At 72.8% G+C, this 24,031-nt stretch carries 26 protein-coding genes; 8 read left to right on the top strand and 18 right to left on the bottom strand.

The features are described 5' to 3' along the window. Positions 1 to 864, bottom strand: a complete 864-nt coding sequence (locus CWN80_RS11775) for a Rossmann-fold NAD(P)-binding domain-containing protein (protein WP_238148212.1) — start codon at positions 862 to 864, stop codon at positions 1 to 3. A gap of 37 nt (positions 865 to 901) precedes the next feature. Here CWN80_RS11775 and CWN80_RS11770 point away from each other — a divergent pair, with 37 nt between their 5' ends. Both CWN80_RS11770 and CWN80_RS11765 read left to right on the top strand, forming a co-directional pair. Beyond that, a complete protein-coding gene (locus tag CWN80_RS11770) occupies positions 902 to 1,702 on the top strand; it encodes a maleylpyruvate isomerase family mycothiol-dependent enzyme (RefSeq protein WP_007927184.1) in 801 nt (266 codons plus the stop codon). A gap of 72 nt (positions 1,703 to 1,774) precedes the next feature. Beyond that, complete coding sequence (locus CWN80_RS11765; RefSeq protein WP_128277321.1) at positions 1,775 to 2,785, top strand: aldo/keto reductase family protein; 1,011 nt, start codon at positions 1,775 to 1,777, stop codon at positions 2,783 to 2,785. 18 nt (positions 2,786 to 2,803) lie between these two features. On the opposite strand, the gene CWN80_RS11760 is transcribed toward CWN80_RS11765, so the two are convergent. After that, complete coding sequence (locus CWN80_RS11760; protein ID WP_040881185.1) at positions 2,804 to 3,313, bottom strand: VOC family protein; 510 nt, start codon at positions 3,311 to 3,313, stop codon at positions 2,804 to 2,806. Positions 3,314 to 3,391: 78 nt separating this feature from the next. On the opposite strand from CWN80_RS11760, the gene CWN80_RS11755 reads away from it, so the two are divergent. Beyond that, positions 3,392 to 4,204: a helix-turn-helix domain-containing protein gene (locus tag CWN80_RS11755; RefSeq protein ID WP_128277320.1), complete on the top strand. Its 813-nt coding sequence runs from the start codon at positions 3,392 to 3,394 to the stop codon at positions 4,202 to 4,204. A 165-nt stretch (positions 4,205 to 4,369) separates the two neighbouring features. Further along, on the top strand, positions 4,370 to 4,819 hold the full coding sequence (locus CWN80_RS11750; RefSeq protein ID WP_007927189.1) for a methyltransferase family protein: 450 nt from the start codon (positions 4,370 to 4,372) through the stop codon (positions 4,817 to 4,819). Here the strand turns inward: CWN80_RS11750 and CWN80_RS11745 are convergent. Continuing rightward, entirely contained in the window at positions 4,789 to 5,706 is a 918-nt protein-coding gene (locus CWN80_RS11745) for a hypothetical protein (RefSeq protein ID WP_128277319.1), read from the bottom strand. The genes CWN80_RS11750 and CWN80_RS11745 overlap by 31 nt on opposite strands. Positions 5,707 to 5,726: 20 nt before the next feature. Further along, the gene (locus tag CWN80_RS11740; protein ID WP_007927194.1) at positions 5,727 to 6,518 is read right to left on the bottom strand and encodes an isocitrate lyase/PEP mutase family protein; all 792 of its coding nucleotides are present in this window, start codon (positions 6,516 to 6,518) and stop codon (positions 5,727 to 5,729) included. A gap of 245 nt (positions 6,519 to 6,763) precedes the next feature. Between CWN80_RS11740 and CWN80_RS11735 the strand changes: the two genes are divergently transcribed. The 4 genes from CWN80_RS11735 to CWN80_RS11720 all read left to right on the top strand — a co-directional run bounded on the left by CWN80_RS11735 (position 6,764) and on the right by CWN80_RS11720 (position 10,211). After that, positions 6,764 to 7,237: a pyridoxamine 5'-phosphate oxidase family protein gene (locus tag CWN80_RS11735; protein WP_007927195.1), complete on the top strand. Its 474-nt coding sequence runs from the start codon at positions 6,764 to 6,766 to the stop codon at positions 7,235 to 7,237. 150 nt (positions 7,238 to 7,387) lie between these two features. Then, positions 7,388 to 8,638 carry an ergothioneine biosynthesis protein EgtB gene (egtB, locus tag CWN80_RS11730; protein ID WP_040881192.1) on the top strand — a complete coding sequence of 417 codons (1,251 nt, stop codon included), beginning with the start codon at positions 7,388 to 7,390 and terminating at the stop codon, positions 8,636 to 8,638. Next, positions 8,635 to 9,591 (top strand): L-histidine N(alpha)-methyltransferase, encoded by a 957-nt coding sequence (gene egtD, locus CWN80_RS11725; RefSeq protein ID WP_007927203.1) that lies wholly within the window; start codon positions 8,635 to 8,637, stop codon positions 9,589 to 9,591. Before egtB ends, egtD begins: the two co-directional genes overlap by 4 nt. Continuing rightward, positions 9,588 to 10,211, top strand: coding sequence for a hypothetical protein (locus CWN80_RS11720; protein WP_007927206.1), 624 nt, complete (start codon positions 9,588 to 9,590; stop codon positions 10,209 to 10,211). The genes egtD and CWN80_RS11720 overlap by 4 nt, the downstream gene beginning before the upstream one ends. A 48-nt stretch (positions 10,212 to 10,259) precedes the next feature. Here CWN80_RS11720 and CWN80_RS11715 read toward each other — a convergent pair whose 3' ends face one another. The 14 genes from CWN80_RS11715 to CWN80_RS11650 form a co-directional block, all read right to left on the bottom strand. Beyond that, a complete protein-coding gene (locus tag CWN80_RS11715; RefSeq protein WP_128277317.1) occupies positions 10,260 to 11,609 on the bottom strand; it encodes a cryptochrome/photolyase family protein in 1,350 nt (449 codons plus the stop codon). Continuing rightward, the gene (locus tag CWN80_RS11710) at positions 11,609 to 12,619 is read right to left on the bottom strand and encodes an NADP-dependent oxidoreductase (protein ID WP_128277316.1); all 1,011 of its coding nucleotides are present in this window, start codon (positions 12,617 to 12,619) and stop codon (positions 11,609 to 11,611) included. Before CWN80_RS11710 ends, CWN80_RS11715 begins: the two co-directional genes overlap by 1 nt. A 5-nt stretch (positions 12,620 to 12,624) precedes the next feature. Further along, entirely contained in the window at positions 12,625 to 13,047 is a 423-nt protein-coding gene (locus CWN80_RS11705) for an organic hydroperoxide resistance protein (protein ID WP_007927209.1), read from the bottom strand. Positions 13,048 to 13,049: 2 nt separating this feature from the next. After that, a complete protein-coding gene (locus CWN80_RS11700) occupies positions 13,050 to 13,505 on the bottom strand; it encodes a MarR family winged helix-turn-helix transcriptional regulator (protein ID WP_007927210.1) in 456 nt (151 codons plus the stop codon). Positions 13,506 to 13,593: 88 nt separating this feature from the next. After that, a complete protein-coding gene (locus tag CWN80_RS11695; RefSeq protein WP_128277314.1) occupies positions 13,594 to 14,154 on the bottom strand; it encodes an OmpA family protein in 561 nt (186 codons plus the stop codon). After that, complete coding sequence (locus tag CWN80_RS11690; RefSeq protein WP_007926813.1) at positions 14,151 to 14,726, bottom strand: hypothetical protein; 576 nt, start codon at positions 14,724 to 14,726, stop codon at positions 14,151 to 14,153. The genes CWN80_RS11695 and CWN80_RS11690 overlap by 4 nt, the downstream gene beginning before the upstream one ends. Positions 14,727 to 14,779: 53 nt before the next feature. After that, positions 14,780 to 18,397 carry a transglutaminase family protein gene (locus CWN80_RS11685; protein ID WP_128277313.1) on the bottom strand — a complete coding sequence of 1,206 codons (3,618 nt, stop codon included), beginning with the start codon at positions 18,395 to 18,397 and terminating at the stop codon, positions 14,780 to 14,782. Between the two features lie 370 nt (positions 18,398 to 18,767). Then, positions 18,768 to 19,511, bottom strand: a complete 744-nt coding sequence (locus CWN80_RS11680) for a hypothetical protein (RefSeq protein ID WP_007926817.1) — start codon at positions 19,509 to 19,511, stop codon at positions 18,768 to 18,770. Further along, complete coding sequence (locus tag CWN80_RS11675; RefSeq protein ID WP_007926818.1) at positions 19,508 to 20,272, bottom strand: hypothetical protein; 765 nt, start codon at positions 20,270 to 20,272, stop codon at positions 19,508 to 19,510. The genes CWN80_RS11680 and CWN80_RS11675 overlap by 4 nt, the downstream gene beginning before the upstream one ends. After that, positions 20,269 to 20,976 carry a hypothetical protein gene (locus CWN80_RS11670; RefSeq protein WP_007926819.1) on the bottom strand — a complete coding sequence of 236 codons (708 nt, stop codon included), beginning with the start codon at positions 20,974 to 20,976 and terminating at the stop codon, positions 20,269 to 20,271. Before CWN80_RS11670 ends, CWN80_RS11675 begins: the two co-directional genes overlap by 4 nt. Positions 20,977 to 21,019: 43 nt before the next feature. Further along, on the bottom strand, positions 21,020 to 21,775 hold the full coding sequence (locus CWN80_RS11665; protein ID WP_007926820.1) for a hypothetical protein: 756 nt from the start codon (positions 21,773 to 21,775) through the stop codon (positions 21,020 to 21,022). After that, a complete protein-coding gene (locus CWN80_RS11660) occupies positions 21,772 to 22,518 on the bottom strand; it encodes a hypothetical protein (RefSeq protein WP_007926821.1) in 747 nt (248 codons plus the stop codon). The genes CWN80_RS11665 and CWN80_RS11660 overlap by 4 nt, the downstream gene beginning before the upstream one ends. Next, a complete protein-coding gene (locus CWN80_RS11655) occupies positions 22,515 to 23,273 on the bottom strand; it encodes a hypothetical protein (protein ID WP_007926829.1) in 759 nt (252 codons plus the stop codon). The genes CWN80_RS11660 and CWN80_RS11655 overlap by 4 nt, the downstream gene beginning before the upstream one ends. A gap of 68 nt (positions 23,274 to 23,341) precedes the next feature. Continuing rightward, a complete protein-coding gene (locus tag CWN80_RS11650) occupies positions 23,342 to 24,025 on the bottom strand; it encodes a 4a-hydroxytetrahydrobiopterin dehydratase (protein ID WP_128277312.1) in 684 nt (227 codons plus the stop codon). Positions 24,026 to 24,031 lie beyond the last annotated feature (6 nt).

Below are 24,031 nucleotides of genomic sequence, written 5' to 3'. Positions count from 1 at the left end.
TCAGGTCGACGTGCCGCCAGCCCGCCCCTCGAGCTCGAGCAGCGCCCGGTACCCCTCGCGATAGGTCGGGTACCTCAGGTCCACTCCCGTAGACCGCAGCCGCGCATTGCGCATCCGCCGACCCTGAGGCTCGACGTCCCCGGTGGGAGCGGGCCTGGGGAGCCCGAGCTCGTCGGCCACGAAGTCCCTTACGTCACCCGCCGTCGCCGGCTCGTCGTCCGTGCCGACGTAGAGGTCGGCGGGTTCGGCGGGCATCGTCAGCAGGTGCGTGATCGCCGCCGCCGCGTCCTCGCGGTGGATCCGGTTGGTCCAGCGTCCTGGGTCACGGTTCTCACCCGCCCGCACGGTGCGCACGAGCCGGTTGCCCGGGGGGCCGTAGAGCCCGCTGAGGCGCAGCACCGTCGCGCGGGGGAGCGCCTCGCGGAAGAGGGCCTCCGACTCCAGCAGGATCTTCGGCCGATCCGCTTGCGGCGCAACGCTGGTCGTCTCGTCGAGGTCTCCCGCGAGGTCCCCGTAGACGCTCGTCGACGACACGAGCACGGCGCGGCGAGGCGTCCCCGCCCGCAGGACCGCGTCGAGCCCACCGCGGACCGCGTCGAGGTAGGCGCGGCGGTAGCCCCCTTCGTCCCGGCGGTCGGGGGTCAACGAGACGACGAGCAGGTCCGCGGGCAGGTCGGGGACTTCACCAGACGCCAGATCCGCGGACACGCCCGCAAAGCCGGCCGGCAGCGCAGCGACATTGCGCCGCACCCCGGTCACCTCGTGGCCGGCCCCCAGCAGGGCGGTCCCGACACGGATCCCGAGGTCGCCACAGCCCAACAACACGGCACGAAGGGGGGACACGTCCGGTCGGTCATCGGTCACCCACCGATCGTGTCACGGCGACCCCTACGCTGACGGCATGACGCGACCCGACCCCGTGGCCTTGTGGGAGCAGACCTCCCAGGACCTGCTCACCGTCCTGCGCGACCTCGCCGACGACGACTGGAGCAAGCCGGCGCTGCCGGGGTGGAGCGTCCAGGACGTCGTGGCGCACCTCGCCCACCTCGAGTCCGAGGTGGCCGGCATGCCACAGCCCGACGGCGGCCACATCGACGTCGACTCCGCGCCCAACCAGGCGATGCCCACCGACCTCACCCACGTCGGGGTGGAGGCGCGGCGGGGGATGAGCGCCGAGGCCGTCCTCGCCGAGTTCGAGCAGGCCTGTGTAGGACGGCGGGAGGTCCTCGCGGGCCTCGACCTGTCCGACCCGAAGGCGCAGGCCCCCGGCGTCGCCGGGCGCCTGGGCTGGGACCTCGCCACGCTCCTGCGCAACCGCCCTATCGACCTGTGGGTCCACGAGCAGGACGTCCGCGAGGCGACCGGCCGCCCCATGACGACGACCGGGGTCGGGGCCGCGTACGTCGCGGGCATCATGACCAAGGTCTTCCCCATGACCCTGCGCCGACTGCCCACGGGCACCGCCGTCGTCGCGCACATCACCGGTCCGCAGGGCCGCACCCTCGCGGCCCGGGTCGGCGAGGACGGGAGGGCCACTCCCTTCGACCCCGCAGAGGGCAGCGACGTGACCCTCGAGCTCGACGACATCACCTGGCTGCGGCTCACCGGCGGCCGGATCTCGCCGGAGGAGGCGACGGTCGGGGTCACCGGCGACGAGGGCACCGCCGCGATCGTGCTGGGGCGGCTCAACGTCACTCCCTGACCGCCACGCGGGTCGAGGTGCGCAGGCCGCCCCCGGCCGGAGCCTCGAGACCCCCGGCGTAGCGTGAGGCACATGGACTACCGATACCTCGGCAACAGTGGTCTCAAGGTCAGCGAGATCGCCTACGGCAACTGGCTCACCCACGGCTCGCAGGTCGAGGCCGACGCCGCGACCGCCTGCGTGCGCGCGGCCCTCGACCACGGCATCTCGACCTTCGACACCGCCGACGTCTACGCCAACACCAAGGCGGAGACCGTCCTCGGCGAAGCCCTCAAGGGCGAGCGGCGCGAGTCGCTCGAGATCCTCACCAAGGTCTACTGGCCGACCGGACCGGGCGGGCACAACGACTCCGGCCTGTCGGCCAAGCACATCCGCGAGTCGATCGACGGGTCGCTGCGCCGCCTGCAGACCGACTACGTCGACCTCTACCAGGCGCACCGCTTCGACACCGAGACGCCGCTCGAGGAGACGATGCAGGCCTTCGCCGACGTCGTGCGCCAGGGCAAGGCGCTGTACATCGGCGTCAGCGAGTGGACCGCCGAGCAGATCCGCGAGGGCCACCGGCTGGCGAGCGACCTCGGCATCCGGCTCGTCTCCAGCCAGCCGCAGTACTCGATGATCTGGCGGGTCATCGAGGACGAGGTCGTCCCCACCTGCGAGGAGCTGGGCCTGTCACAGATCGTCTGGAGCCCCGTGGCCCAGGGGATCCTCACCGGCAAGTACCAGCCGGGTCAGCCTCTGCCCGAAGGGAGCCGCGCCGCCCACGAGGAGGTCGGCGGCTCGATCTCCGGGCGGGTCGGCAACGACGCCCTGCTCACCGCGGTGCAGGGTCTGCGCCCGGTCGCCGACGAGGTCGGCCTGTCGATGGCCCAGCTGGCCGTCGCGTGGGTGCTGCAGAACTCCAACGTCGCCGCGGCGATCATCGGTGCCTCGCGTCCCGAGCAGGTGGAGGAAAACGTCAAGGCGGCTGGCGTCACCCTCGAGCCGCAGGTCATGGCGAAGATCGATGCCGTCCTCGGCGAGCACGTCGAGCGCGACGCCGGCCTGACCGAGGCCAACGCGCCCAAGCGTCGCCCGAGCTGACCGCGGGGGCGGCCGGGCTCACCCCTGCCCGGCCGCCCACTCCCGCACCCGCGCCGCCGACTCCTCGTCGGACAGGTCCTCGACGCGGGTCATGACGGCCCAGCGCAGCCCGTGGGGGTCGCGGATCGAGGCGAAGCGGTCGCCGGAGACGAAGTCGGCGAGCGGCTCCCGGAGCGTCGCGCCCGCGGCCTGCGCCTCGGCGACCACGGCGTCGACGTCGGGCACGTAGAGCGCGATCGAGGAGCAGACGACGTCGTCCTCGTGGGGTGCGACGAGACCGAAGTCCGGCATCGGGTCGGAGATCTGCAGCCGGCCCCGCCCGAAGTCGAGCGTCGCGTGCGCGACGAGCGTCCCTCCCTTCCCGTCCGGCATGTGCGTCACGTCGACCGTGCGCGCGCCGAAGACCCGCTCGTACCACGCGATCGCGCCCTGCGCGTCCTGCACGGTGTGGAAGGGGGTCAGGCTGGTGAACCCGTGCGGCACGCCGTGGTCGGTGTGCTGGCCGGTCGCTGCGGTGGTGGTGTCCATGGGCACGACGCTAGGCAGCCCGAGGGCGGGACGCTTGAAGATCTGCGCCAACCTCGTGGGTGCCCCTACGCTCGGCCCGTGAGCGAGGCGATCCCGCGCAAGGGCCAGCTGCGTCCGGACGCCCGGGCGCCGGTCTCCCGGATCCTCCCGACGGCGGAGGGAGAGCCCCTCGCGCGGTGGTTCTGGGTGCCGGAGTGGGACCTGCCGGAGGGGGCGGTGCACGAGGCGCTGACGCTGCCCTTCCCTGCGTGCCAGCTCGTCGTCGAGGCCGATGCGGTGCGGGTGTACGGCCCGGTCTCCCGGGCCTGGCGGCGCGACCTCACCGGGCGCGGCTGGGCCGTGGGCGCCCTGCTGCGTCCGGGGGCGGCCCATGCGCTCGTCGGCGACGTGGGCACGCTGCGGGACCGCGACACCGAGACGAAGGGGGCGACCCGCCTCCGCGCGGACGTCACCCGGGTCATGGACGGCCCGGGCGACGCGGACGAACGGCACACCGCCGCAGCGCGGCTGCTCGAGGTCTGGCTCGCCACGCAGGTGGGGGCGGCGGTGGCCGCAGATCCCGACGCGGTCCCGGCCCGGCGTCTCGTCGAGCTGGCCGACAGCGACCCCTCCCTGCTGCGGGTCGACGACCTCGCCGCGCGACTGGGTGCGTCCGTGCGCACCGTGCAGCGCTTGGCGAGCACGCACGTCGGGATGAGCCCGGGGGAGATCATCCGTCGCCGCCGGCTGCAGGAGGCGGCCGAGCGCGTCCGTGAGGAGCCGGGAGCCGACCTGTCGACGATCGCCGCGGACCTCGGCTACGCCGACCACGCCCACCTCACCCGGGAGTTCGGCAGGATGCTCGGCTTCAGCCCGACCGGGTACCGCGCCGGGGGCACTGAGTCGGGCTGACTCAGTGCCCGGACCGCTGGGTCGCGGCACAGCCGGCCCGGGGAACGGCGAGTCGAAGAAGGAGCGCGACATCCAGGTCGCGGATCTTCTTCGAATCGCGCAGGGTGAGGTCCTGGTCATCGTCGGGGCCTGTCCACGGAGCGCCGACGCGACTACCGTTGGTGCATGGAGCCCCTCTCGATCCTGCGCTCGCCACCCGTCGTCGGGCTGGCCTCGCTCGCGGCGCAACGCCTGCTGAGCCGCGGGTCGTCCACGTCACCGGCCACCTCGCTCCTCGGAGCGGCAGTCGCCGCGGCCGGCCTGGGAGTCGCGGCCGCCGGCATCCGGGAGATCCGCGCCGCAGGCACGACCCTCGATCCGACCCGTCCGGCCGACGCGAGCAAGGTCGTGCGCCAGGGCATCTATCGCTACTCCCGCAACCCGATCTACCTCGGTGACGCCCTGCTGCTCGCCGGCTACGCGATCCACCGCCGCGACCTGCTCGCCATCCTGCCGGTGGCCGGCTTCGTCGGGGTGATCGACACCTTCCAGGTCTCGGCCGAGGAGGAGGCGCTGCGCGACCGCTTCGGCTCGACCTATGGCGACTACGTGGCGAGCGTGCGGCGCTGGTTGTGACCTTGGGCGCCGGCCCGCGCCCGCGTCTGCCCGCGCCCGTGAGCCGGCCCGCGCCCGGGCCGGCTCACGCCAACTGCTGGCCCGAGGTCGCCTGCGTGGCCCGAGGTCGCCTGCGTGGCCCGGTCGTGCAGGTCGACGAGCACGGCGGCGTCTCCGTCCGGGGCGGGACCGGTCACCGACAGCAGTTCGCAGACGGCACGGCGGGCGCACGCCCGCTCGTAGTCCCTGAGCCACTTCTCCGCGATCCGCTGGGCGTCACCGAGGTAGGGCCAGCTCGCACGGATCCTCGGCATGCCGACCCGGTGGGGCTTCGGCGTCAGCCGGGCCCGCAAGGTCTCGTGCAGTCCGCACAGCCGCACGTAGAGGTCGTCCGAGCCGAGGTCGACGAGGGCCGTCAGGTCGGGAGGCCCGCTCGCCAGCCCGGTGATGATGACGCGCAGGCCGGCTGCGGTGCGATAGGTGCGCACACCGAGGTCGGGGTGCGCGGCCGCCCACCGGGCGATGCGCTCGAGCGCAGGACGGGGGTCGGGCTGCACGGTGCGAAAGAGCTTGCGCTGAGGCGGCAGGTCGATGTCGGCCACGAGCAGGACGTCGGTGTTGAGCACCTCGACACCCATCCGGTTGCGCGTCACGGCCCCGATCAGTGCACCGTCGGCGCCGCGTACCTCGTGGAGGACCTCCTCGCGCACGGGCGTGCGGGGGTAGTAGTCGAAGCCGGCCCGCCCGCGGGTCAGCTGGTCGACGGTCGCGGCGAGCCGGTGCTGCGCGCGCATGGCCGCGTCGGCGGCCGACTCCGCCGACCACCCCCAGATGCGAAGGGGGAAGCGCCGCCCCTCGTGCTCGACCTCGGCGCTCGCGAGCTGCCAGTGCTGGGGGAGGGGTCGCATGCGCCCGAGTCTGCCGGAGGTCAGTCCGACTGGTCGGCCAACCCGGCCCGGCCGAGCCACGGGCCGGTGAGCTCGGCGACCGACTGGGTGAGCGCCTGTTGCAGCAGCGGGCCGAAGGTCACCCGGCGCACCCCCGCGTCGCGCAGCTCCTGCAGGGACCCCGAGGGGGCGCCGTCGACGGGGTGGGCGGTGACGTTGAGCGGCAGCGAGGTCGCCTCCATGAGGGTAGCGAGGGTGGCCGCGTCGGGGATCTTCACCGGGTAGAGGCAGCGGGCCCCGGCCTCCTCGCACGCCCGGATGCGGGTGATCGCCTCGGCGACCGGGTCGGGGAAACGGTCGGTGCCGTGGAGCAGCGCGTCGGTGCGTGCGTTGATGACGAGCTCGACGCCGGCATCGTCGGCGGCCTGGCGCAGCGCCCCGATGTAGTCGGCGTGCTCCGCGACCTCGCGCACCCGGCCCTGTGAGTGCACGGTGTCCTCGACGTTGATGCCCACCGCGCCCGCGTCGAGGACCCGCTCGACGAGCTCGGCGGCGGGGGTGTCGTAGCCGGACTCGACGTCCGCACTCACCGGCACGCGCACGGCCGAGCAGATCCGACGGATGCCGTCGAGCGCGTCGTCCAGGGTCATCCCCTCGCCGTCCTGCTGACCGCGGGAGTCGGCGAGCGGGTGGCTGCCGATGGTCAGGGCGGGGAAGCCCGCGTCGACGACCGCACGCGCGGACCACACGTCCCAGACCGTGGGCAGGACGAGGGTCTCGTCGGTGTGGTGCAGGCGGAGGAGGTCGCTGGCCAGGCTCTTGAGATCGCTCATGGCTCCACCCTCCCAACTGGCGAAGGGGGCGACAAGGCCTCAGCCGATCAGGCCGGCGTCCCGGGCGAGCGAGACGGCCTCGCCGCGCGTCGCGGCGCCCGGCTCGGCACGGAGCACCCGAGGTGGGCCCCGACATCGGTCAGGTGCGCTGTCGGGTGCCTCAGATCCGCGGGTACCGTGTGTCGACACGAGTGGAGCGGGTAGTCAGCCTAGGAAGACCGCCCCGAGAGCACAAGGAGCGCACGATGAGCGAGACCGAGATCGAGACCGTCGCCACGATCATGCGGGAGACGAGGATCGCCGTCCTCACCCACGTCGAGGACGGACGCCTGGTGTCGGTGCCGATGGGCACCCAGGACCTCGACGACCCGGGCACCATCCACTTCATCACCGAGGCCGACACCGACAAGGTGCGGGCGATCGCGGCCCACCCCGAGGTCAACATCGCGTACGCCACGGACGACGGCTGGGTGAGCGTCAGCGGCACGGCCCGTCGCAACGACGACCGGGAGTTGCTCGGGCGGCTGTGGGACGCGTCGGCCGGTGCCTTCATGGAGGGCGGCCCTGATGACCCGAACAGCACCCTGATCACGGTCACGGCCGACACCGCGCGCTACTGGACCTCGCCCGGCACCGTGGCGACGGTCGTCCAGATGGCCAAGGGACTCGTCAGCGACGGGCGGCCCGACCTCGGCGACACCGGCACCGTCAGCCTCTGAGCGACGCCGCGTCCCCGGCGTGTCGCGCCGCCCCCACGCGGGGCCACGACGCGCGCTCGTCGGGGGATGCGTGTAGCGTCGAGCCCGTCCGAAGCTCCACTTCCCCGGTGCCCGACGGTGGTCGTCAACCTCCGTCGCATGGAGGACAGCATGACCACGACCTCTCCCCGACCAGACCTCGCCGCATTGACCGAGCGGTTCCTCGCCGTCAGGGCACGGACCGACCGGCTCACCCGGGACCTCGGTCCCGAGGACCAGACGCCGCAGTCGATGACCGAGGCCAGCCCGACGAAGTGGCACCGAGCCCACACCACGTGGTTCTTCGAGGAGTTCGTCCTCGGTGCCGACCCTGCCTACCGACCGCGCGACCCCGCCTTCCGCTATCTCTTCAACAGCTACTACGAGGCCGTGGGCGAGCGTCACCCCCGCGCCGCGCGCGGACACGTGACCCGCCCGGGCGTCGCCGAGGTCGCGGCCTACCGCCAGGACGTCGAGGAGCAGCTCGTCGCCCGGCTCGAGGACGGGACCCTCGACGAGGCGCTGCTCGACCTCGTCGAGCTCGGCTGCCACCACGAGGAGCAGCACCAGGAGCTGCTCCTCATGGACGTCAAGCACCTCCTCTCGGGCAATGTCCTCCAGCCGGTCTACGTCGAGCGGGCGCCCGACCCCGACCCCGCGGCCGACCCCCTCCCGCAGCGCTGGACGCACGTGCCCGGTGGGGTCACGCACATCGGCGACGACGGCAGCGGCTTCGCGTTCGACAACGAGCGGCCACGCCACCGGGTGTGGCTCGACGACGTCGAGGTCGGCACCCGCCAGGTGACCAACGCCGATTGGGTCCAGTTCATCGACGACGGTGGCTACGCGCGCCCTGACCTGTGGCTCTCCGACGGGTGGGCGACCCTGCAGGCCACGGGCTGGGACGCGCCCGGCTACTGGCGCCCCGACGACGACCACGGCTGGACGACGTTCACCCTGTCGGGTCGGCGGCCGGTGGTGGCCGCCGAGCCGGTGTGCCACATCTCCTTCTTCGAGGCCGACGCCTTCGCCCGGTGGGCCGGCCACCGCCTGCCCACCGAGCAGGAGTGGGAGGCCCGCGCCGTGAGCGGTCACCAGACGCACGGCGGTCTGCTCGACGCCGAGCGCTGCCACCCAGGGCCGGCGGCCGAGGTCACCTTCGGCGACGTCTGGGAGTGGACGGCGAGTGCGTACCTGCCGTACCCGGGATTCGAGACGGCCCCGGGCGCCGTGGGCGAGTACAACGGCAAGTTCATGAACGACCAGCACGTCCTGCGGGGCGCCTCAGCGGTCACCCCGCCGGACCACCCGCGCACGACCTACCGCAACTTCTTCCCCGCCGCGTCCCGGTGGGCCTTCTCCGGACTGCGACTCGCCCGGTGAGCCGCGCCGAGCTCGAGGCCGACCTCCGCTCCGGCCTCTGGTCGCAGCCGGCGACACTGCCGCCACGCTGGTTCTACGACGAGCGGGGCTCCCGCCTCTTCGACGAGATCACCACCCTGCCCGAGTACTACCCGACGCGTGCCGAGCAGGAGATCCTCACCCACCGCAGCGGCGAGATCATCGCGCTGAGCGGCGCGCGGAGCCTGCACGAGCTGGGGGCGGGCACGGCGACCAAGACCCGTGAGCTGCTCGACGCCCTCACCGCGCAGGGGCGGCCGGCGCTCTACGCGCCGCTCGACATCAGCAAGGAGGTCCTGCTCGAGGCCGCCGACCGTCTGCGCACGGACTACCCGGCCCTGAGGGTGGAGCCGGCGGTCGCCGACTTCCACCACCTGCCACCGCTGTCGGGGGAGCCGGGCGAACGTCTGCTCGTCTTCCTCGGCGGCACGATCGGCAACTTCGAGGAGGACGAGCGCTCCGGGTTCCTCGACATGGTGCACGCGGCCCTCGCCCCGGGCGACCACCTGCTCCTCGGCGCCGACCTCGTCAAGGACCCGGACCGGCTCGTCGCGGCCTACGACGACGGGGCAGGAGTGACCGCGCGATTCAACCTCAACCTCGTCGACGTCATCACCCGCACCACGCCGGTCACGGGTCTGTCCCGCGACGACCTCGTCCACGAGGCCGCGTGGGACGACCGCGCCTCGCGCATCGAGATGCGGCTGCGTGCGGTGCGTGACATCACGGCCGACTTCACCGGGATCGGTCGCACGTGGCGCCTGGCGAAGGGGGAGCACCTGCGGACCGAGATCTCGCGCAAGTTCGACCTCGGCCTGCTCCGTGACGAGCTGACCGAGCACGGCTTCGAGCCGGTGACGAGCTGGACCGACGCGGCGGGCGACTTCTCGCTGACCCTCGCCCGGGTCGCCGGCCGCGACGACGGCCCGCCGTGACCCGCACCGTCCTCGAGCGCTTCCACGGGCGCATCCTCGGGGCGGGCAGCAGCAGCGGGCTGCGGCTGGTGGTCGGCGACTGGTGGGACTCGCCCCTCGGGGCCTTCACCGACGTCATGGTCGCGACGCACGACGACCGTCGGGTCCTGCTGGCGCCGGACCACCGCGTCGCCCAGTACGTCGCCGCCACGTACTCCTTCGACGAGGTCCGGGTCTGCCCGGTCATCCTGCAGGCCGACGATGCCGCGTGGCGCCTCGACGCCGGGCCGCTGCGGTGCACGATCGGTCTGGGAGCGCGGACGGCCATCGGTCTGCTCCTGCGCCCCGTGCCCGAGCGGATGGGGCGCAGCCGCGCCTTCGCGCACCTGGCCGACCCGATCGCTCGGCGGCTGCTCCCGGGGGTGCGCACCGTCGGGAGCGCCGGAGGTGGGCGGCGCGAGTACTACGGGGCGCACGACCAGCGGCGGGTGACCTCGCTGTCCGGCACCTGGTCGGGCCAGTCCATCGGCGGCCTCGCCCCCGTCACGCCGCCGCCACGATTCGGCTTCAGCTCCACGCCCGCGTCACCCAGCCTGACGCGGGTGACGACGACCGTCGAGCGAGGCGTCGACGCGGACTGACGAGCGCAGTCGGGGCAGCGTGATGCCCGACCCGGCGAGCAGCTCGCCTCAGGTCGCCTCGTCGTAGCGCGCCAGGGCCTCGAGACGCTCCTGCGCGTGGTCGACGATCCGCTCCGGGTAGTCGTGCGCGTACCCGTCGTCGTGCTTCCACGGCTCGTGCGCTGCGGCGCCCTCGAGATGGGCCAGCTCCGGCACCCACCGGCGCACGTACGCACCGTCGGGGTCGAAGCGCTTGCCCTGTGTCACGGGGTTGAAGACACGGAAGTACGGGGACGCGTCCGTGCCGGTGCCGGCGACCCACTGCCAGCCGTGGTTGTTGGACCCGAGGTCCCCGTCGACGAGGTGCTCGAGGAAGTGCCGCGCGCCGACGGGCCACCACACGTGCAGGTCCTTGGTGAGGAAGCTCGCCGTGGCCATCCGCACCCGGTTGTGCATCCATCCCTCGCCGAGCAGCTGGCGCATGCCCGCGTCGATGATCGGGTAGCCGGTGCGCCCCTCACGCCACGCCTCGATGGCGTCCTGCGGTTCGTCGTAGCGAAGGGGGAGTGGCCGCAGGTCCTGCCACGCGGAGTCCGGGTTGGCCCACAGCACGTCAGCGTAGAACTCCCGCCACGCGAGCTCCGTGCGGTAGGTCTGCGCCCCGTCGCCGCGCTCCTCGCGCAGGTCGTGCAGGAGCTGGCGGGGGTGGACGACCCCGAGGTGCAGGTCGGCGGACATGCGCGAGGTCCCCTCGACGGCCGGGAGGTCGCGATCGTGGTCGTAGTCGACCAGCGCCTCGTCGCGGAAGCGCACCCAGCGACGCCGGGCGGCGTCCTCGCCGGCGGTCGGCAGGTCGATCGGGCACTCGCGGGCCGCCTTGTCGAGCATCGCCTCGACCCGGCCGTCGGTGTCGGCCTCGACCCACTCGACGCCTCGCGGCGCACTCGTCGGCTCGTCCCAGCCGTGCTCGCGCCACGCAGCGGCGAAGGGGGTGAAGACCTTGAAGGGGGTGCCTCCCTTCGTCCGCACCGTGCCGGGGTCGACGGCATAGGGCGAGCCGGTGGCCACACCCTCGACGCCGATCTCGCGCAGCGCGGCGACGACACGACGATCGCGCTCGACGCCGCCGGGCTCGTTCTCCCGGCTGACGTGGACCGAGGTGGCCCCGACCTCGCGGGCGACGCGCGGCACGACCTCGGCCGGGTCGCCGAGGCGGATGACGAGACGACCGTCGAGCGACGCGTCGAGCGCCCGCAGGGTGGCGGCCAACCACGCGGTCTTCGCCGCGCCGGCCGGCCCCCACATCGACGGGTCGATGACGAAGAGTGGGAGCACAGCTCCCCGGGAGGCGGACTCCCGCAGGGCGGGGTGGTCGCGCAGACGCAGGTCCCGGCGAAACCACATGATCGCGGTGCCCATCACAGGCGGAGAAGCATCTTGCCCATGTTGGCACCATCGAGCAGGTCCATGAAGGCCTGCGGGGCGGCGTCGAGGCCGTCGCGGAAGGTCTCGTCGGCGACCAGTCGACCTTCGGCGAGCCACCGGGGAGCCCGGGAGTGGTACTCGGCGACGAGCTCGGGGTACTGACCGACGATGAAGCCGCGCAGGGTCAGCCCCTTGCCGATGGCGAGGCCCAGGTTGCGGGGTGCGGCGGGCGGCTCGGTCGAGTTGTACTGCGAGATCGCCCCGCACATCGCGACCCGACCGAAGGTCGACAGCGCGCCGATCGCGGCCTCGAGGTGCTCGCCGCCGACGTTGTCGAAGTAGACGTCGATGCCGTCGGGTGCGACCGAGGCCAGCCCCTCGGCGACGGGACCGTCGCGGTAGCTGAAGGCCGCGTCGTAACCCAGCTCGACCACGCGGGCGACCTTGTCGGCGGAGCCCGCCGAGCCGACGACCCGGCCGGCGCCGAGCGCCTTGGCGATCTGACCGGCGGCCTGGCCGACGGCACCTGCGGCGCCGGAGACGAAGACGGTGTCGCCCTCGCGCATCCCGGCGACGGCGGTCAGGCCCACGTAGGCGGTCAGCCCGGTGAGGCCGAGGACGCCGAGGTAGGTCGAGGCAGGGGCGACGTCGGTGTCGACGACCCGGACCGCCTTCGCTGGGAGCACGGCGTGCTCACGCCAGCCGAGGCCGTGCAGCACGTGCTGGCCCACGGCGACGTCGTCGGAGCGGGAGGCGATGACCTCGCCGACGGCGCCGCCGTCGAGCGGGGCGTCGATCTCGAAGGGGGCGACGTAGGACTTCACGTCGTTCATCCGACCGCGCATGTAGGGGTCGAGCGACATGACGACATTGCGCACGAGGACCTCACCGTCGGCGAGCTGCGGCAGGTCGACGGTCTCGAGGCGGAAGTTGTCGGAGCTCGGCGCGCCCTGGGGGCGCGAGGCGAGGACGACCTGACGGGTGGAGGTGGGCAACTGGGTCATGGGCCTCAGTCCTGGACGACCGTGACGGTCACGTCGATGTTGCCGCGGGTGGCGTTGGAGTAGGGGCAGACCTCGTGGGCCTGGTCGGCGAGCTGCTGGGCGGCCTCGGGGTCGAGGTGCGGCAGGGTGACCTCGAGCTCGACGGCGAGCTGGTAGCCGCCGCCGTCCTTGGGACCGATGTGGACGCGGGAGCCGACGGCCGAGTCGGCGACGTCGACCTTGCCCGCGCGGGCCACGGCCTGCAGCGCCGAGTGGAAGCACGCGGCGTAGCCGACGGCGAAGAGCTGCTCGGGGTTGGTCCCCTCGCCCGACCCGCCCATCTCCTGGGGGATCGCGAGGTCGAGGTCGAGGCGGCCGTCGCTGGTCCGGCCGTGCCCGTCGCGGCCGGCGCCGGTGGCGAGGGCCTCTGCGGTGTAGAGAGTCTTCATCGTCATGCTCCTTGGGTGGGGGTGGGGGTGGTGTCGCCGACGGAGTCGCAGAACCGCTGGGCCAGACGACGCAGGGTCGCCAGCTCCTCCGGCTCCATGTCGACGGTGTCGTGCAGACGGCACTGGATCGCCGCGACCTGCGACTCGAGGTCCCGGCCAGCGTCGGTCAGGTGGATCGTCACGCGGCGGGCGTCCTCCCCTTCGCGGCGGCGCTCGACGAGACCGCTCGCGGACATCCGCTTGAGGAGAGGGGAGAGGGTCCCGCTGTCGAGATGCAGCGCGTCGCCCAGCTCGGTGACGGTGCGTCCGTCGCGCTCCCAGAGCGCGAGCAGGGTGACGTACTGGGTGTACGTCAGGCCGATCTCGGCGAGGGCGTCTCTGTAGGCCGCGGTCGCCGCCCGCGCCGCCGAGTAGAGGGCGAAGCAGATCTGCTGGTCGAGGTGGTGGTCCGTCTGCACCCCATGATGGTTGCACACAATTAAGTTGTGTGCAATGAATATTCGGTGGTGATGCCCGATCATCCTCGCGCGAGGAGGGGGCGCGGGCCTACGAGCGGTGCGAGATCTCCACCCTCCGGTTCTTCTCCCGGCCGGCCGGGTTGTCCTCGCCGCCAGAGGTGTTGTCGGCGACGGGCTGGGACTCGCCGAGGCCCCGCACCGTGAGCGTCAGGTCGGGGCGCTCGTCGGCAAGCACCTTGGCCACGGCCTGGGCCCGCTGGAGCGAGAGCGTGCGGTTGTCAGAGGGGGAGCCGATCGAGTCCGTGTGGCCCTCGACGGTGACCTTCGCCCCCTTCGGGATGCTCTGCGCGGACTTCTCCACGGCCTTGCGCGCGGTCGCGTCGATCTTCGCGGTACCGAAGTCGAAGAGGATGTCGCTGAGCAAGGTCACCGTCGTCGTGCTGCCGGTCGTGACGGTGTCGACGAGGGGCTGGACGGAGTCGTCGACGGACCAGGTGCGCACGGAGCGCTCGATGTGCTCGTCCGTCCACGTGTGCACGGACTCATCGATCAGCTCCTGGCGGGGCTCGGGCAGGTCATCGGGACCATCGCTGGCTGCTCCGGTTCCCAGGGTGACCGCCGCAGCGAGCAGCCACGCAGTCGTGCTCATCGCTTGACCGGCACGTCGGTGAAGGCAGGCCACCCGTCCTTGACCAGCACGTCGAAGCTGTCGACGTCGTCCTCGGGGGCGGCGTGCTGCGACCAGGCGATGATCGTCTCCCCGCTGGCTGCGTCGGTCTTGACCTCGTCGATGGCCCAGCTGTCGCTCAGCTCCCTGATGACCGAGTAGACCTTGAGGTTGTCCCGGTCGACAAGCTGCGGGCTGTAGGGGGTCTGAGCGAAGATCCGGTAGAGGTTCACCGTGTCGCCGCCCTCGAACTTCGGGGTCACGGCGATGCGCAGCGTCTGGACCTTGCCCTCGACCTCGAGCGGGAAGACGCGCAGCTCGATCTCGATGTCGCTGCCGGGGTTCTTCACCGTCTGGGTGGCCGCCGCGTCGTCGAGGTCGATGTCCTCGACGCCGGCGTCGTTGACGACCTGGGTCGACTCCTCCCCGCCACCGCCACCGGAGGAACCGGACTCACCCCCGCCCCCGTCGGAGTCACCGGAGCAGCCGGCGAGGACGAGTGTGACGACGGCTGCCGCGGTGACGCTGAGACGGCGGATGAATGGATGCTTCATGACGGCCCCCCGGTCGATGGTTGGGACGAAAGTAGCAGCAGCCGACGTGCTCGTCAGCGCTCGGCGACCGGCCCCTCTGCGGTGATCTCGACGACCGGCTCGCCGTCCGTGGGCGGCATGCCCGCGTCGACGGCCTCCGGGGGCGGCGTCGCGAAGTCGTCCTCCGTCGCCGGCTGCCGGTCCGTGCCGGGGAAGCGGCGCAGGTCGAGCGTGACCGGGAAGTCGGTGACCGCCGGGCCGAAGCCCCGCATCGGGTCGGGCAGCGCGGCGACGTCGACCGGCCCGGGGGTGTGCCCCGCGGTGACGAAGCGCGCGGCGCGGCGCGACTCGGCCGAGGCGGCGTTGACGGGGAAGGTGTCGTACGAGACGCCGCCGGGGTGGGTCACGTGGTAGGTGAAGCCGCCGAGCGAGCGCCCCGACCACCGGTCGACGAGGTCGAAGACGAGCGGGCCGTGCACGCCGATCGTCGGGTGGAGTGCCGACGGGGGAGCCCAGGCCCGGTAGCGCACGCCACCGACGAAGGCGCCGGTGCTCCCCTTCGCCCCGACGGGCCCGCCCCAGCCCTGCTCGGCGACGGGGACCATGGGCACGGGCACGCCGTTGCACGTGACGACGTGCCGCCCCTCGACGAGGCCGACGGCGCGGACCTGGACCTTTTCGACCGAGGAGTCGACGTAGCGGGCGGTGCCGTACTGGCTGACCTCTTCGCCGAGTACGTGCCAGGGTTCGATGGCGGTGCGCAGCTCGAGCTCGACGCCGCCGACGACGGTGTCGCCGAGCCGCGGGAAGCGGAACTCGAGGAAGGCGTCGAACCACGCCGGGTCGATGCGGCCGGCCCCGGCCCTCTCGAGGTAGCGGTTGACGTCGTCGAGCACGTCGCGCAGGTCTGCGGCGACGAAGGCCGGCAGGAGGTACCGGTCGTGCAGCCGGGTTCCCCAGTGGACGAGGGGTGCGGTGTACGGCTCCGCCCAGAAGCGGGCGACGAGGGCGCGCACGAGGAGCGCCTGCAGCAGCGCCATCCGCGGGTGGGGCGGCATCTCGAAGCCGCGCATCTCGAGCAGCCCGAGCCGGCCGCGCTCCGAGCCGGGCGCGAAGAGCTTGTCGATGCAGAACTCCGAGCGGTGCGTGTTGCCCGTGATGTCGGTCAGCAGGTGGCGCAGCAGCCGATCGGCGAGCCACGGGCGCGTGTGCCGCTTGGGGCGGTGGTCCTCGTCGAGGGGCTCGGTGATCGCCTCGACGTCGTGCTCCATCGCGATGACGTGCTCGAGCTGGGCGAAGGCGATCTCGAGCTCGTAGAGCGTGTCGGCGCGCCCTTCGTCGACGCGTGGCGCCTGTGAGGTCGGCCCGATGAAGCGCCCCGAAAACAGGTAGCTCAGGGCGGGGTGGTGCTGCCAGTACGTGACGAGCGAGCGCAGCAGGTCGGGGCGGCGCAGCATCGGGCTGTCGGCGGCGGTCGTGCCACCGAGGGTGAGGTGGTTGCCTCCGCCGGTGCCGGTGTGCGAGCCGTCGAGGTCGAACTTCTCCGTCGACAGGTGGATCTGGCGAGCGTGCTCGTAGAGCGACTCGGTCTGGCTGACGAGCTCGCCCCACGAGCTCGTCGGCGACACGTTGACCTCGATGACGCCCGGGTCGGGCGTCACTGACATCGTGCGCACGCGGTCGTCGCCGGGCAGGGGGTAGCCCTCGAGGACGACGGGCACCCCGAGCTCGGCGGCGGCAGCCTCGACGGCGGTGACGACCTGCAGCGCGTCCTCGAAGCGCTCGACGGGCGGCAGGAAGACGAAGAGGTGCCCGTCGCGGTGCTGCACGACGAGGGCGGTCCGCGGCGACTCGTCGATCGGCAGCACCTGCGCCGGGTCGACGGCGACGTCCGGGAGCGTGCTCGGGTCGAGGGCGGGCAGCGCTCCGCGTGGCTCGAAGGGGGACCGCTCGGGGACCGCGGGTCCCTCGCTCCAGGCGATGGAGGACAAGGGCAGCCGTAGCCCGGCAGGGGAGTCACCGGGCACGAGGGCGAGGAAGCCGCGGCGGGTGCGCCAGGTCGTCGTGGCCCAGCCCTCGCCGTCTGGCGCCGGGAAGATCGGCAGGACCCAGGCCGCGGGGGTGTCGGGGTCGACCTGCGTGTCGATCTCGGCGAGGGCTGCGGCTCGGGCGGCCTCGTCGGAGGCCGCCTCGTCGTCGGGTGCGAGGTCGCCGGGCGTCGGGGCCTCGCCGGTGGGGCGTCGGGCCTCGAGCACGAGCTGTTGGAGGGGGTCCTCGAGGGCGGCGACGAGCTGCTCGGTGGGCACACCGAGGCGGCGGGCGACGCCGACGACCAGGTCGCGCGCGAGACCGGCGGCCGTGCTGCTCCCGGACTCCTGACGCACGGGGCCCCACGGGTCGTCGAGCAGGTCGGGGTCGTGCCACAGGGGCTCGCCGTCCACGCGCTCGGCGAGGCCGATCTGCCAGCGCGGCAGCGGTTCGCCGGGGTACCACTTGCCCTGGCCGTGGTGGCGCAGCGTGCCGGGCCCGGAGAGGCGGCGGGCCAGGGCCATGGCGAGCTCGCGCTTTTCGTCGCCGTCGGCGGCGGTGTGCCACTGCGGGTCCTTGGTCCCGCCGGCCGCGACGAAGGTCGGCTCGCCGCCCATCGTCAGGCGGACGTCGCCCTGCGTCAGGAGCTCGTCGACGGACTCGCCGAGCGCGGTGATCGCGGCCCACTGCTCGTCGCTCACCGGGTGGGTGACGCGGGGGTCCTCGGCGAAGCGGGTCACCGTGTTGGCGAAGTCGAAGGTCACCTGCGTCGGGGCGGTCGCGCCGCTGATCGGGGCGGCCGACGCGGGGTGCGGCGTGCACGAGAGGGGGATGTGCCCCTCGCCGCAGAGCAGGCCGGAGGTCGCGTCGAGCCCGATCCACCCGGCGCCGGGGACGTAGACCTCGGCCCAGGCGTGCAGGTCGGTGAAGTCCTCGGCCGGACCATTGAGGCTGTCGTCGCCGACGGCGCTCAGGTCGGAGGTCAGCTGCACGAGGTAGCCGGAGACGAAGCGGGCCGCGAGCCCGAGCTGCCGGAGCGCGGAGACGAGCAGCCAGGCGCTGTCGCGGCAGGAGCCGATGCCGCGCTCCAGGGTGTGCTGCGGTGTCTGCACGCCGGCCTCGAGCCGCACGGTGTAGTCGACGCTCTCGCGCACGGCCCGGTTGAGGGCGACGATGAAGTCGACGATGCGGGTGCCCTCGCCCGGCGCGGCATCGCGCGGCGCGGTGAGGAGAGTCGGCAGCACGCGCTCGAGCCAAGCGGTGACCTCGGGGGCGGGTCCGCTCCCTTCGCCGGCGTCGTCGACGGGCTGGAGGTAGGGGGCGAGGTCGTCGCGGACCTGCTGCGGGTAGGCGAAGGGGAAGGTCGCGGCCCAGTCCTCGACGAAGAAGTCGAAGGGGTTGATGACCGTCATGTCCGCCGTGAGGTCGACGGTGATCTCGAGCCGGGAGACCTTGTCGGGGAAGACGACGCGGGCCAGCCAGTTGCCGAAGGGGTCCTGCTGCCAGTTGAGGAAGTGGCCGGCCGGCTCGATCCGCAGGGAGTAGCTGGGGATCGGCGTGCGCGAGTGCGGCGCCGGCCGCAGCCGGATCGTGTGCGGGTAGACGTGCACCGGCTCGGCGAACTCGTAGGACGTGCGGTGCTCGAGGGCTACGCGGATGGTCACGTACCCACCTTAGGTGCGGGGAGCTCGCCGAGCGTGGTGCCGTGCTATGTCGCGAGGTTGTCGAGGGCCTCGCGGGCGTACTGCTCGAGGTCGGTGCCGCCGATGACCTCTTCGGCCGCGCTCCGGACGGTGGAGGTCTGCTCGCCCACGGGGTCGACGGTCCGCGGTGAGACCCCGTGTGGAGGAGGCCACGCAGGCGGTGGTGACGGCGCCCGCGGGCAGGTCGGGCACGGCGGCGTCCACCTCCGCCTGGGTGAGCTGCCGGCCGTGGTCCTTGGTCTGGGCCCTGCACGTGGTCTCGTCGTCGCTGGCGAAGGGAGGCGCGCACCCGTGAGCAGGGCCGCGGCGGCGGCTCACGCGCCGAGCACGGTCACTGGTGCTCCAGCTGGTCGAGCACGGTCGTCGCGTGGTCCTGCAGCACCTGGAAGGTCATGCTCTCGTCCCAGTGGGAGACGGTGACGGTGATGAGGTTGTGGCCAGCCCGGACGACGAGGTAGTCGTTGTAGAGCCGCACGGTCTTGCGGTCCTGCTGGGCCAGCTGGGTGATGCGGACGGCGAAGCCCTGGTCGCCGAGCGGTGGTGCGGGGCGGCCGTCGGCCCAGAGGCGGTCGTCGAACCGTCCCGTGTCACCCAGCCCGGTCATGCTGAAGGCCGAGCACTCGCCGAGCGCCGCGCCGGCCCGGTCGAGCAGGTCGGGGCCGATCTCGTCGGGGAAGGAGTCGATCCCGACGCTGATCTGGCGGCCACCGTCGGTCTGGACGTACCAGGCCGTCGTGGCCGAGGCGACGCGGTCGGTGATCAGCTCGTCGTAGGTCGGCCCGATCCGCAGGACCTCGAGGCAGGACTCGGGGTCGGTCTTGCGGTGGCTCGCGGTGACCTCGGTCGAGCGCTCCTGCGCTCCCTGCGGGCGCTCGGGCAGGGCCGCCTCGGCGTCGGCCTGGCTCAGCTCGCGCCCGGCCCGCTCGTGCTGCGGCCCGATGTTCGCCGAGCTCGACGAAGGGGATGAGCTGCTGGGGTCGTCCGTCGCGAGCGTCGGGATGCACCCGGCGAGCGGGATGGTGAGGGCTGCGGCGAGACCGGCGGTGATCCGGCGGGGGCTGGCGGGGCGGCTCACGACTGCTCCAGTCCGTCGACCGCCGCGCGGGCCGCGGACTCGGTGACCTGCGAGTCGGGGGTGCCGTTGTAGGTGCCGTTGGCGATGGTGACGGTGTTGTGGCCGATCTTGATGACGACGAAGTCGATGGTGAAGGTCTCCATCGTCTGGCGCACGGTGAGCCGCATGGCGAGCGTGCGGTCACCGAGGGTGGGGAAGGCCAGCGGCTCGGCCTCGTAGCTGCTCGTGTTGCCGGTGTCGCGCTGCTTGACGTCGAAGCTCGCGCAGTCGGTGATGGTCTGCCCGGCCTCGTCGAAGAGCTGCGACGGGTAGGGGTCGTCGAAGGAGTAGGCCCACACCCCCATGTGGTGCCGCTCGGTCCCCGGGGGCTGGGGGTTGTCGGTGCGCCGCAGGTTGGTCTGGACCCGGGCCCGCTGCGTGGCCCGGACGGAGTCCCAGCCCGGCCCCTTCTGCAGCAGGGGCGCGCAGGTCGCCGGGGTGACGTCGGCGCTCTGCGTCTCGGTGACCGTGGTGACGGGGTCCTCTCCCCAGCCGTCGCCCACCTCGTCGGCCGAAGGGAGGGCCGCGCGCAGTCCCCCTTCGTCCAGCGGGCGACCGGATCCGGTGAGGGTGCCGAGGTCCTCGCCCTCGCTGCCCTGGGAGCTGCCCGGGTCGGGCGTCGACGTGCCCGTCGTCGTCGGCTGGATCCGGTCGCGCAGGCCGCACCCGGCGAGGGCCAGGGATGCTGCGGCGGCCAGGGCGACCGGTCGGCGGAGGCTCACAACGCGTCGAGGTTGTCGACGGTGGTCTTGGCGAAGGTCTCGACGGCGGTCGGCTCGTACCTCGAGGCGGGGCCGGCGCTGTAGACGACGTAGACGAGGTTGTTGCCGACCGACACGCCCGCGATCTGGATGACCCCGCCACGGAAGATGTCGCCCTCCGTCGTGGCCTCGACCCGGGTCGTGTAGGTGCGGTCACCCAGCTGGGGGAAGGCGACGCGCGAGAGCTTCCACGACGTCGTGCCCTCCTTGTCGATGAGCTGGAAGGTGCCGCACTGGCTCTCGGCGGCGCCGGCGTCGTCGAAGAGCTGCGCCGGGACGGGTTGGTCGTGGCTGGAGACGGTCACGCTGAGGTAGCCGCCCTCGCTGCCGACGAAGTTGGCGGTGCGGCGTGCCGTGCGGTGGGTGCCCAGCTCCTTGCCGGCGGTGCCGGCCAGGCGCACGTCGAGGCAGGTGGCGGGGTAGGCCGTCGCCTCGGGGTCGGAGGGGGCGCCCTCGTCGGTCTCAGGGCTGAAGCCCTCGGGGATCTCGTCCTCGCCGGGGAGCACCGAGGCGATCTGCTCCTCCGTCAGCTGCCCGGCCCCGACCTTGGCGGTGCTCGGGTCGCCGGTGGGGTCGTCGTCGGCGAGCGTGGGGATGCAGCCTGCGACGAGCGCGAGCGCGCCGAGCATCACGAGTCCGCGGGCTGCGGTGCGGGGGTGCCCCATGTGTCTCCCTTCGTCCGCCGCCCCGAGTGTAGGGCGCGGGCGGTCAGTCGAGGGCGTCGAGGACGCCCTGCGCATAGGTGCCGAGTCGGGTGTCGTTGTCTTGCGAGTAGCCCGAGACCATGCGGACGTTGATGAGGTTGTGCCCGCTGCGCACCCACAGGTAGTCGACGGCCGCGTCGAACTGCGGCCGTCCGATGCGCACGCCGAAGGCCTGGTCGCCGATGGCCTGCGTCGGGATGCTCGTCGCCTCCCACTCGCCGAGGGCGTCCTCCTCGGTGAGCGCCCTGTCGTGCGTGGCGCACTCGCCCACGGCGGCGCCGGCCGCGTCGAAGATCTCCTGCGGGTAGGGCGCGTCGTGGCTGACGATGCGCACGGACAGCTGGGGGGAGAACTGGTCGCGCGGCTCGGTGTAGAGGATGCCGCCGCGGGCGGTCCGGTGCCCGTCGGCGAAGGCTCGCGCCTCCGGCGAGTCGAGGTAGATCGCCGAGCAGTCCGCGGGCTCGGTCCTGAGCTTCCCTGCGTTCGCGAAGGTCACCCCGTCCGAGTCGACCGGGTAGGGGCCCTCGTCCTCGCCGGGCAGGGCGGCGTCGACCTCGGCCTGGGTCAGCTCGCGCTGCGCGCGACTCGACGCCGTCGACGACGAGCTGCCCGGGCTGCTCGTCGTGCCCTCGCCGGAGCTCCCGGTGCTGCTCTGGGCGCTGCTCGAGGGGGCGGGGGTGGGCTCGTCGCCCCCGCAGGCCGACAGGCCGAGCGCCACGACGGCCAGGGCCGGTGCGAGGCGTCGGGCAGGCAGGGTCACGGCGTCTTCTTCAGCTCGTCGATGACGCCCTGCGCGTAGGTGTCGAGGTCCTGGTCGTTGTCCATGCGCCAGGTCGTCGTCATCCGCACGCTGATGAGGTTGTGGCCGCTGCGCACCCACAGGTAGTCGACGCCGAGGTCCATCTGCGGGTCGCCGAGGCGTACACCGAAGCTCTGGTCGCCGACCGTGGGGGTCGGGATCGCCGTGGCGGCATTGCGCACGCTGTTGGCCTCGGGCTCGAAGCGGGTGTCGTAGGTGGCGCACTCGGCCAGGGCCGAGCCGGCCTGGTCGAAGAACTTCGCCGGGTACGGCTCGTCGAAGGTCCACACGGCGACGACGATGCTCGGGGCGTAGCCCTTCTGCTGCTGCCGCTGGTAGCGCACGCCCTCGCCCTGGGTCGAGTGCTCCTTGCTGAAGGTGCGCATCTCCTCGGTCGACATGTACAGGGCCATGCACGACTCGGGGTCGGCGCTGCGCTCCGAGGTCGAGTCGGCGTCGAAGCCGTCGGGGTGCTCCGCGTAGCCGGAGGGCATGTCCTCCTCGCGGGGGAGCGCGGCGCTGATCTGGGCCGCGGTGAGCTCCTGCTGCTCCGGCGCGGTCGGGGCCTCCGCGGCCTCGGTCGTCTCGGTGACGGTCACGGTCGGGGCACCCGAGGCCGGTGACTCCTCGTCGCCGCCGCAGGCGGTGAGGGCCAGGGCCGCGATGCAGGCGAGGGCGAAGGGGGTGGCGCGGCGGGTCGTCATGGGGTCTTCTTCAGCTCGTCGAGGATGTCCTGGGCGATGTCGGCGAGCAGGGTGCCGTCCGAGCCGTCGTCGTCGCCCTCGCCCATGATCGTCAGCACGTTGTGCCCGCTGCGCACGTAGAGACGGTCGGTGGCGCCGGGGCTGCCGTCGCTCGTGAGGCGCACGGCGAAGGCGCGGTCGCCGACCGCGGGCGTGCTGAGCGGCTTCACGTGGCGGGTGGTGTCGCCGTTGCCCCGCTGCCAGCGGTAGCTCTCGCACGAGGTCACCTGCTCGCCGGCGGCATCGAAGACCGACAGCGGGTAGGGCTCGTCGTAGGAGTCGATGTAGACGGCCGTGATCTCCAGGTTGTCGCCGTTGGAGCGGCTGAAACGGATGTTTTCCTTGACCTTGCGGTGGTCCTTCGTGAAGGCCCGGTCCTCGTCGTTGTCGAGCTCGACGGCGGCGCAGCCGGCCGGGTCGTACTTCGGCGGGTCGGTGCTGAAGGTCGAGACGTCGATGCCCCACCCGTCACCCGGCATGTCCTCGACGGTCGGCAGGGCCGCCTTGGCCGTCGCCGAGTCGACCTGCTGCTGCTCCGGCTTGTCGAGGCTCTCCTCCTGCTCCGCCTCCCCACCGGCCTCGCCGCTTTCGCCCTGCGGGCTCGCGGATGCGCTGGTCTCGGCCGGCGGCGGGTCGTCGGAGTCTCCGCAGGCGGCGAGCGTCAGGGCGAGGGAGAGGGCGGCGATGGGGGCCAGGCGGCGGGCGGCACGCGTCATGTGGGTCGTCTTCGTCGTCTCGGTGTCGGAGGGAGGTCGCGCCCACAGGTTCTCACGACTTGCCTGCGTCAGGGGCGCGGTCGCGGGTCGTTGCGCTGGTGCTGCCAGGTGCACACGCACGCCTCGTTGCCGTCCGCGTCGGCGAGGACCCACCACGAGGGGGCGAAGTCGTCCGTCACGAGCCGTCCACCGGCGGCGACCGCCGCCTCGACCCGGGCGAGGGCCTCGTCGTGCGGCACGTACACGTCGAGGTGCAGCCGGTTGCGCCCCTCGCGGGGCTCGCTCTGCTGGAACCAGATCTCCGGCAGCTGCCCGTCCGGGGACGGGAGGACGTCGGGGTCCCCCTTCGCCGGACGGTGCCCGGTGAGGGCGGACCAGAAGGGACGGATCGCGTCGGGGTCGGCGGTGTCGATGCCGATGGTCATCGACACGGCGACCTCGGGGGTGGCCTGCGCGCCGAGGTCGTCGGCGATCCGGCTGATCTCGCCCGCGAGCTCGATGTCGCGCTCGGTGAGGCCGCCGACGTCATGGCTGACGAGGCGCAGGCCGACCCAGTTGTAGCGCAGGTCGATGTCGGGGTGGTGGTCCGCCTCGTCGGCCGCCGCGGCGATCCGGGTCACCAGCTCCACCGCCTCGGTGTAGCCGGCCGTGCGCAGCCGGGTCCGGAGCATGCCGTCGACCTCGCGCCACCCGCGGGGGGCGCGGTCGTCGACCTGGGTGCTCGTCAGGACGGTGCTGGCGTCATCGCTCATGTGATC

Origin of the sequence: Janibacter hoylei PVAS-1 (assembly GCF_004025845.1) — a bacterium.
GTDB classification, from domain to species: domain Bacteria; phylum Actinomycetota; class Actinomycetes; order Actinomycetales; family Dermatophilaceae; genus Janibacter; species Janibacter hoylei.
This window is presented reverse-complemented; position numbering and strand designations above follow the sequence as displayed.